The 8,882-nt window shown below is 70.7% G+C and carries 7 protein-coding genes; 2 read left to right on the top strand and 5 right to left on the bottom strand.

All coding sequences use genetic code 11. The annotated features are described in order from the left end of the window. Positions 1–417: 417 nt before the first annotated feature. Both G4D83_RS39110 and G4D83_RS39105 read left to right on the top strand, forming a co-directional pair. Positions 418–2,202 carry a monovalent cation:proton antiporter-2 (CPA2) family protein gene (locus tag G4D83_RS39110; protein WP_163870018.1) on the top strand — a complete coding sequence of 595 codons (1,785 nt, stop codon included), beginning with the start codon at positions 418–420 and terminating at the stop codon, positions 2,200–2,202. Positions 2,203–2,730: 528 nt separating this feature from the next. Then, positions 2,731–4,254 (top strand): sensor histidine kinase, encoded by a 1,524-nt coding sequence (locus G4D83_RS39105; protein ID WP_163870017.1) that lies wholly within the window; start codon positions 2,731–2,733, stop codon positions 4,252–4,254. Here the strand turns inward: G4D83_RS39105 and G4D83_RS39100 are convergent. The 5 genes from G4D83_RS39100 to G4D83_RS39080 form a co-directional block, all read right to left on the bottom strand. Next, positions 4,215–4,610 (bottom strand): response regulator, encoded by a 396-nt coding sequence (locus tag G4D83_RS39100; RefSeq protein ID WP_163870016.1) that lies wholly within the window; start codon positions 4,608–4,610, stop codon positions 4,215–4,217. The genes G4D83_RS39105 and G4D83_RS39100 overlap by 40 nt on opposite strands. 27 nt (positions 4,611–4,637) lie before the next feature. Then, positions 4,638–5,759, bottom strand: a complete 1,122-nt coding sequence (locus G4D83_RS39095) for a PilZ domain-containing protein (RefSeq protein WP_163870015.1) — start codon at positions 5,757–5,759, stop codon at positions 4,638–4,640. A 161-nt stretch (positions 5,760–5,920) separates the two neighbouring features. Next, on the bottom strand, positions 5,921–6,886 hold the full coding sequence (locus tag G4D83_RS39090; RefSeq protein ID WP_205522829.1) for a fatty acid desaturase family protein: 966 nt from the start codon (positions 6,884–6,886) through the stop codon (positions 5,921–5,923). Between the two features lie 126 nt (positions 6,887–7,012). Next, positions 7,013–8,062 (bottom strand): chemotaxis-specific protein-glutamate methyltransferase CheB, encoded by a 1,050-nt coding sequence (gene cheB / locus G4D83_RS39085; protein WP_163870014.1) that lies wholly within the window; start codon positions 8,060–8,062, stop codon positions 7,013–7,015. Further along, positions 8,059–8,880, bottom strand: a complete 822-nt coding sequence (locus G4D83_RS39080; protein WP_163870013.1) for a CheR family methyltransferase — start codon at positions 8,878–8,880, stop codon at positions 8,059–8,061. The genes cheB and G4D83_RS39080 overlap by 4 nt, the downstream gene beginning before the upstream one ends. Between the last annotated feature and the right edge of the window lie 2 nt (positions 8,881–8,882).

Raw genomic sequence — 8,882 nt, 5'->3', positions numbered from 1 at the left:
CTCTCGGGTCGGGCGTGGCCACGTCCCTGTATTTCTAATCCGTCCTCGGTCCACGTCGAGCGGGGTGAGGCCCACCGTTCGCAGCCCAACTGGCCCCTCAGGCGTGCACCACCCCGTGAACGCTTACCCGAAACGCTCCCCGCGGACGTAGCCGTCAAGCCCAAGATGTATGTGGTCGACTCCACGGGGGCCCAGTCGAGCATCGTCTATTACCCGGTCCTGGTTCCCTGCGCCTGAGTTCACTCGCGGGTCGCCGCATGTCATCGCGGCGTCCCCCCTCTTGATTCGGCCTCCCACGGCGGCGCGTGTCTGGCTTCAAGCGCGCCGCGCCCCCACATCTCTTCGTCGTCAAACGACGTACCGGCAGGCAACCACCCGGGATTGCTCACGTCCCTCCGTCGTGCGAGGAAGCGGGGCATGTCCTTCCTGCATCAGGCGCTGGTGTTCCTGGGTGCCGCGGTGGTGTCCGTCCCGCTGTTCAAGCGGCTCGGGCTGGGCTCGGTGCTCGGCTACCTGGTGGCCGGCGCCATCATCGGCCCCTCCGGCGCGCAGCTCATCGGCGACGTGGAGAACGTCCTCCACTTCTCCGAGCTGGGCGTCGTGCTCCTCCTGTTCGTCATCGGCCTGGAGCTGCAGCCCTCCCGCCTGTGGAACCTGCGCCACTCCGTCTTCGGCATGGGCGGCGCCCAGGTGCTCATCTCCGGCGCCCTGCTCGCCACCGCCTGCTTCCTCTTCGGACTGCCGCTCGGCACCGCTGTCATCGCCGGCTTCGGGCTCTCCCTCTCCTCCACCGCCTTCGCCCTCCAGCTCCTCGCCGAACGCAACCAGCTCACCACCGGCTACGGCCGCCTCGCCTTCGGCATCCTCCTCTTCCAGGACCTGGCCGTCATTCCCCTCCTGGCCCTGCTGCCCCTGCTCGGCCACACCGACGCCGCCTCCGCCGAGCCCGGCTGGCGCACCGGCTTCAAGGTCCTCGTCGTCCTCGTCAGCGTCGTGCTCTCCGGCCGCTTCCTCCTGCGCCCCCTCTTCCGCGCCGTCGCGTCCTTCCACAGCCAGGAGCTCTTCACCGCCACCGCGCTGCTCGTCGTCGTCGGCACCGCCGCCCTCCTCAACGCCGTGGGCCTCTCCATGGCCCTGGGCGCCTTCCTCGCCGGCGTCCTCCTGTCCGAATCCGAGTACCGCCACGAGCTCGAAGCCGACATCGAGCCCTTCAAGGGCCTCTTGCTCGGCCTGTTCTTCATCGCCGTGGGCATGAGCGTGAACCTGGGCCTCATCATCGAGCGCCCCGGACTCATCACCGGCCTCGTCGTCGGCCTCGTCGCCATCAAGGGCGCCGTGCTCTACGGCCTGGGACGCTACAACCTCAAGGAGAACGAGCCGGCGCTCAGCCTGGGCGTCGTCATCTCCCAGGGCGGCGAGTTCGCCTTCGTCCTCTTCGCCCTCGCCGTGTCCTTCCACGTCATGTCCACGGAGCTTTCGGACCTGCTCGTCGTCGTCGTGGGCCTGTCCATGGCCACCACGCCCCTGCTCTACGTCGCCTATGAGCGCTGGGGCCGCCCCCGCTTCCAGGCGAAGACGCAGGCCCGCGAGTACGACGTCGCCCCCGACGAGGACCACCCCGTCATCATCGCCGGCTTCGGCCGCGTGGGTCAGGTCGTCGGCCGCCTGCTGCGCGCCAAGCGCATCACCTTCACCGCCATCGACGCCAGCCCCGAGCACATCGACTTCATGAAGCGCTTCGGCAGCCAGGTGTTCTACGGCGATGCCTCCCGGCTCGACTTGCTGCGCGCCGCGCGCGCCGACAAGGCCCGCGTCTTCGTGCTCGCCATCGACGACGTCGAGGCCTCCATGCGCACCGCCAGGACGGTGAAGGAGCACTTCCCCCACCTCACCATCTTCGCCCGCGCCCGCAACCGCGTGCACGCGTACCAACTGCTGGATTTGGGCATCGAACACGTGATGCGCGAGACGTTCGCCGGCAGCGTGGAGATGGGCGGCGACATCCTCCAGACCATGGGCCTCACCTTCTCCGAGAGCCACCGCGTCATGGAGCGCCTGAAGGACCACGACGAGAAGCTCCTGCGCGAGACGGCCCGCTTCCACCGCGACGAACAGAAGCTCGTGGAGGCCGCCGCCCGCGCCCGCAGGGAGCTGGAGAGCCTCTTCGAACAGGACGACGCCGAGGCCAAGAAGTCCGCCTGAACCACCGCCTGGGTGGAGTCCCCCGGAAGGGCCCGCCCCGCCCCCGAGCCCCGGCCGGTCCACCCGCCGGGTCTCCCGGACTCAAGTCCAAAGCGGCACATCCCAGGTCGGCTCGATTTTCCTGGCTATCTGAAGCCGTATTCACCCGGGGCGCATTCGTCCGTTCGAGTTGCAGCTGGGGCCCCTCCAACCCCCGGAATGCGCCGAGCAAGGGGGTGAGACTCCAGGGTCCGCTCGCGGGAGGCGGCGAGCGGAGTATGGTTCAGCCCGGATGCGCCCCCGCCTCACCGCAACCCTCATCCTCGCCCCCTTCCGTGCATCGGCCCACGCGGAAGCACGAAGCGCCCCCTCGCCAGTGGCACCCTTCGCTCGCACCCGAGCGACAGGCGCCGCGCCGCGACGGCTTCGCACGCCAGGCGTTCCCCCGTGGGCGCCGGAGAACGCGCCGGACCGTCCGCCCCCTGGGTGACGGCCCCACCCCGCTCCGCTCACCCCTGGACCCTGGCCCCCCGCGAAACCCCACGACGCATGCCCCCCACCCCCGCCAAGAAGCGCCAGCGTCCCCCGGCCCCGCCCGCGGCATCCGAGGCCTCCGGCGGCGTACCGCTCCATGCGCTCCTGGAGGGACTGCCGGACGCCTTCTTCACGCTCGACGCGGCCTGGCGCTTCACCTACGTCAGCCCGCGCATGGTGGAGCTCTTGGACGGCGCCGCCGGGCCCGGTGACGACGTGCGCCGCGCGTGCCCCGGCCTGCTGGAGCTGCGCCACCACCTGCTCTTCGAAAAGCCCGCCACCCAGCAGGCCGCCGCGCGCTTCGAGCACGAGTGGCCGGACCGCGAGCTGTGCTTCGACGTGCGCGCGCGCGCGGTGCCCGGGGGCCTCCTGGTGCACTGCCGCGACATCACCGGAGAGCACCGGGTGCGCGAGGAGCTGCGGCGCGCCAGCGAGGTGTTCCGCGCCATCCACGAGGGCACGACGGACGCCGTCTACACGAAGGATTTGGAGGGCCGCTACCAGCTCATCAACAACGCGGGCGCGCGGGCGGTGGGCTACGAAGTCGCGCAGATGGTGGGCCGCACGGACCTGGAGCTGTTCGCGCCCGAAGTCGCCCGCGTCAACGCCGCCAACGACAGGGAGGTGCTCGCCTTCGGCCGCACCGTCACCTACGAGGACGGGCAGCCCGGCGTCGAGGGCCCTCGCGTGTGGCTGTCCACCAAGGGCGTGCTGCGGGACGCGGACGGCAAGGTGGTGGGCCTGTTCGGCATCAGCCGCGACATCACCCAGCGCAAGTGGGCGGAAGAGGAAGCGCGCCGGCACTCCGAGTTCCAGGAGCAGCTGATGGGCATCGTCAGCCACGACATCCGCAGCCCGCTGGGCGCCATCATGAACTGGTCTCGCGTCATGGCGGAGTCCGGCACGGCCGAGGACGCCCGGCGCACCAGCCAGCGCATCGCCACCGCGGCGGTGCGAATCGAGCGGCTCACCCGCCTGCTCCTGGACTTCACGCGCACCCGGCTGATGGGCGGCGTGGCGATTGAACCCCGGCCGGTGGACCTCAAGGACCTGGTGGAGCGCGTGGCCCACGAGTTCCGCGTGGCCTACCCCGAGCGCGTCATCGAGGTGGAGCACAAGGGCAATACCCAGGGCATGTGGGACCCGGACCGGCTGGGCCAGGTGGCCTCGAATCTCCTGGAGAACGCGCTGAAGTTCGGCCCCGCGGACACCCCCGTGAAGCTGGTGGCGCGCGTGGCTCGGGCCAACAAGCTGGTGCTGGAGGTCCAGAACGGCGGGCGCCCCATCCCCGCGCACCTGCTGCCCCACCTCTTCGAGCCCTTCCGGAGCGGCCCGCAGACGACGCGCACGCTGAAGATGAGCTACGGCCTGGGCCTCTACATCGTCCGGGAAATCGTCCAGGCGCACGGCGGAGCCATTGAAGTCAGCTCCACCGAGGAGGAGGGCACCACGTTCATGGTGACGCTGCCCCGCCGCTCGCTGCCGGCGCGGCCTCCCGGTCAAATCCCGCCGCGCGTGCCCCGCTCCGAGCCCAAGTAGCGATTCAGGAGCGCCGCCAGCTCCGAGCCCGCGAAGGGCTTGGTGAGATAGTCGGTGCAGCCGCTCTCGAAGCCCGCCTGCACGCAGTCCGGCTCCATCCGCGTGCTGCACAGGATGATGGGCGTGTGGCGCGTGGGCTCGCGCTCTCGCAGCGCCCGGCACGTCTCCAGGCCGTCCAGGTTCGGCATCAGGATGTCGAGCACGACGAGGTCCGGCGCCTCGTCCCGCACGCGCTCCAGCGCCTCCAGCCCGTCGCGGGCGATGAGCGTCTCGAAGCCACGCTCCACCATCATCATCCGGTGCAGCATCAGCACCGTGTGCGAGTCATCGACGAGGAGGACCTTCTTGCGTCGCATGACGAAGCACCTCCTGGAGCCACGCCTTCAAGGCGAGGCCGTGGCCTGACAGAGCTGGCGCAGATGCATCAACCGCGGCGGGCCCATGCCCAAAAACCGCACACCCATGCCGTGGGGAAAACACAGACCTTCGCGCGCCGCATAGGGATTGGCCCACGCCACCACGCCGTGGGACTCCAGCCGCTCGCCCGTGGTGGGCAGGTGGATGCGCAACGTCACCGACGAGCCGGGCCGCGCGGGCACCAGCGTGCGAACGAAGAGGCCCCCGGGGCTCAGCGCGAAGGACACGCCCGACGTCCACGCCAGCCCCTGCGGGCCGCTCTCGCCGAACTCGACGGGGCAGCAGAAGGGCACCCGCTCCTCCACCCGCAGCGACGCGCCCTCCCGGCTCAGCATCGCGTGGATGCGCGGCAACAGCGTCGCCGCCGAGCGCCCGCTCTCCGCGGCCGTCACCGTCAGCGAGGGCACGCCCTCCAGCAACGAGCGGGCGACAGTGCCCGCGCGCGCCCACACGCCACCCCATGCCCCGTCCCCCACGACGACGAGCAGGTGGGGCGCGGCGCCGTGCTCCTCCACCCGCGCGGCCGCGCCCTCCACCGTGGCGCTGTACAGCAGGTGGTGGCCGGAGACTTCCAGCAGCGAGCCCAGCCCCGCCCACGTGCGCGCGCCGCCCGCGCCCGCCAGCAACACCACGCGCGGGCTGTAGCGCTCGCTCGTGGCGGGGAGCACCCGCGCGCCCAGCAGCGCGGACAGTCGAGCCCGCACCGAGGATTCAGCCACCGGCGCCAGGAGACAGTCCTCGATGCCCTCGGCGTCCGCGGCCTCCAGCACCTCGGCGGGCGTCTCCGGCTCCGCCACCAGGATGACGGGCGCGCCGGACGCTCCCACGCGGGCCTTGAGGCCACTGAGCCCTCCAGGGCCCCGCTCCTGGACCTGGCGCCAGTGCACCAACACCAGCCGGGGCCTCGCGCGCGACAGCTCCAGGCTCACCGCGCCGGGCAGCGACGCCTGCACCGGCTCACAGCCCAGGGCCCGGGCCGCGCGTGACAGTGCCAGCCACGCCTCCCCCGCCACCCCCACCCACAACACCCGGGGCGAAGGCGGCGCCTCGCGGGTGATAGGTCGGACAGGGCCTGGGGCCATCCTCATGTGGTGCCTCCGTGTCTGCTTCCCCCCCCAGCCCGCCCGTACCTCTGACCGCGAGATACGAGAATCAGCCACATGGCGAATACTCCCCCTGGACCGATTCCAGGGAGAGATGGGGAATACAAGACAAAGACACACACAGGCCGCACACGTGTGCGGGTGCGTCAGACGCGCGCGACGTTCACTCCGGAGTCCACCGCCTGCAGCTCGTCGCCGAAGGACACGTCGACCTTGCCGCCCGCGGGCGGGTCATACGGGGCGCGGCCCACCTGCTTCGTGCCGAAGCGGGGGAAGAAGGGCGCCATGACGTAGGAGCGGAAGCACCAGCCGAAGAAGCTGACGGGCTTGAGTTCCGGGTCGATGTCCGCCGCGATTTTGGCGTGGGCCTCGGGCAGGAGGCTCCAGTGCAGGCCCGGCGTCTCGTGGTGGACCGCGTGCAGGCCGTTGTTGAAGAGGAAGAAGTTGATGAGGCGGCCGGTGAAGCTGCGGCTGTGGTCGTGCTCGCTCCAGGGGTCCGAGTGGACGTGCTGGATGTAGTTGAAGAACATGATGGTCCACAGCGAGAAGAAGGCCGGAATCAGGAACGCGAAGGCCCAGATGCGCAGGCCGCCCGCGATTCCGTGCAGATAAATCGCCAGGCCGACGAGCGCCGCGTGCGTGCCGCCCCAGACGATGTACTGGAGGACGATTTGCCGGAACAGGGCGCGGTTGCGCGTGCGCGCCTTCTCGATGAAGGCCTTCGTCGGCTCCTGCTGCCAGTACGTGGAGACGAAGGGGAAGAGGAAGGCGACGAGGAAGTTGTGCTTCTTCGAGTAGCGCCAGGTGATGGTGGCGTCGCCCGCCTTGTTGACGAACTTGTGGTGGTTGAGGTTGTGCGTCGGAATCCACACGAAGGTGGGGTAGCCGTAGAACAACGACAGCCACATGCCCATCGCCTCGTTCATCTTCCGGTTGCGGAAGGTGGGGCAGTGGTTGTGGTTATGGGCGATGACGCCCGCGGACAGCGCCAGGTAGCACGCGAGCGGGCACAGGTAGGGGATGAGCGCGGGGGCCGCGTACATCGAGAGGGCCACCACGGCCATCGCCAGGCACCAGAGGAGGGTTCGAATGTCGGCGCGGTAACGGAGCATGGGCGGCAGTCTGCCTGACGCGTCCGTGCAGAACCAAAACTATCGCTCCGGCCCCGGGGCAAGGCCGCCCCCTCCCCCACCATGTAGGGGTGCGGGCGACGGCGCCCCCACCCGGTTTTCCCGGAGTCAGCGGAGCTGAGCGAGCAGCAAGGCCATCATCCCATCCAGGGGCGCGCTGGCGGTGGCGAGGCCCGCTTCGTCGACGGCGCGAGGCATGCCGTAGACGACACAGGAGGACTCCGACTCGGTGAGGATGGTGCCGCCCGCGGCCCGGATGGCGCGCGAGCCCTCCCGCCCGTCGTCGCCCATGCCGGTGAGCACCAGTCCCACCGTGTCCTTGCCCCACGTGTGGGCCGCGCTCTCGAAGAGGACGTCCACGGAGGGGTGGTGCGGCATCTGCACCGGATGTCGGTCCACGCGGCCCAAGGTGAGGGCGCCGTGCCGCTCGATTTTGAGGTGCTGGCCCGCGCGCGCGAGCACGACGCGGCCGGGGCGCAGCTCCAAGCCATCCTCGGCCTCGCGCACCTCCAGCGGGCACAGCGCGTCCAGGCGGCGCGCCACCGCCTCCGTGTAGCCCGGGGGGATGTGCAGCGCGAGCGCCATGGGCGCGGGGAAGTCCGCGGGCACCATCGACAAGAGGCGCGTGAGGGCCTGGGGGCCACCGGTGGACGTGCCCACCACCACCAGGTTGCGCGCCGGCCCCGTCACGGCCAATGCGGACGCCGCGGGGGGCGAGCTGGACGACGGCGGGCGCGCCGGGCGATGGGACACGCGCGCGGCGGTGCGCACCTTCTCCACCAGCTCCGCGCCCAGCTCGTAGAGCCGGTCCGTGGCGAGCGCGGAGGGCTTGTGCACCAGGTCCACCGCGCCGGCCTGGAGGGCGGACACCGCCAGCTCGCTCTCCTCGCCCGCGCTGCTCACCACCACGACGCGCGGCGCGTCCGGCAGGGTGTCCAGGGCCCGCAGCACGCCGAGCCCGTCCAGGCCCGGCATGACCAGGTCCAACGTGAGGACGTCGGGCTTGAGCTCCGACACCTTCTCCAGCGCGTCCAGGCCGTCACGCGCGGTGTCCACCACCTCGATGCCCTGCGCGTTGGAGAGCACCTGGCGCAGCACCTTGCGCGCGAACGCCGAGTCGTCCACCACCAACACGCGAATGGGAGCCACCACCGTCATCCGCCCGCCTTGCCATAGAAGAAGACGCCGCGCCGCTCCTCACAGGAGAGCGCGGTGCCGAAACGCAACAGCGACTCGGAGGTGCCCACCACCAGCTGGCCTCCGGGCTTCAGCGCCTGGGTGAGCGACGCCACCACCCGGCGCGCCGTCTCGTCCTTGAAGTAGATGAGGACATTGCGGCAGAGGATGGCGTCGAACTGCCCCAGCTTCGCCACCACCGCGTCCTCCATCAGGTTGATGCGGCGCCACTCCACCGCGTCCACCAGCTCCTGCTTGGGGCGTACCCGGCCGGCCACCTGCTCCAGCCAGCGCCCCTCCACCCCGGGCGGCAGCGCGCGCGTGGCGCGCAGGTTGTGCTCGCCGGTGCGAGCCCGCTCCAGGGCCCGGGTGCTCAAGTCACTGGCCAGCAGCTCCACGCCGGAGAGCAGCCCCCGGTCCGCCAGCATCATCGCCAGCGTCAGGGGCTCCTCGCCGGTGGAGCACGCCGCGCACCACACCCGGGGCTTCTGGCCGGCGCGAACCCGGGGCGCGAGCACGTCGTCCACCAGCACCGACAAGGGCAGCGGCTCCCGGAAGAAATACGTCTCGTGCACGAGCAGCGAGTCCACCAGGGAATCCAGCGCGGCCGAACCCTCCGGGTCGTACCGGAGGAAGTAGTAGTAGTCGAGCAGCGAGTCGAAGCCCGCCTCCAGCGCCCGGTCGGACACCTTGTCGGACAGCAGCTCCCGGTCCTCCGCCGCGTAATGCAGCCCCGCGCGCTGCTCGATGAGCGCGGCGAGGATGGCGAAGACCTGGGGGGACATCGGCAGGGAAGGCATGA

Origin of the sequence: Myxococcus eversor (assembly GCF_010894455.1) — a bacterium.
Taxonomy (GTDB): Bacteria; Myxococcota; Myxococcia; order Myxococcales; family Myxococcaceae; genus Myxococcus; species Myxococcus eversor.
The sequence above is the reverse complement of the archived record's forward strand: the minus strand, read 5'-3'. Positions and strand labels throughout refer to the sequence as shown.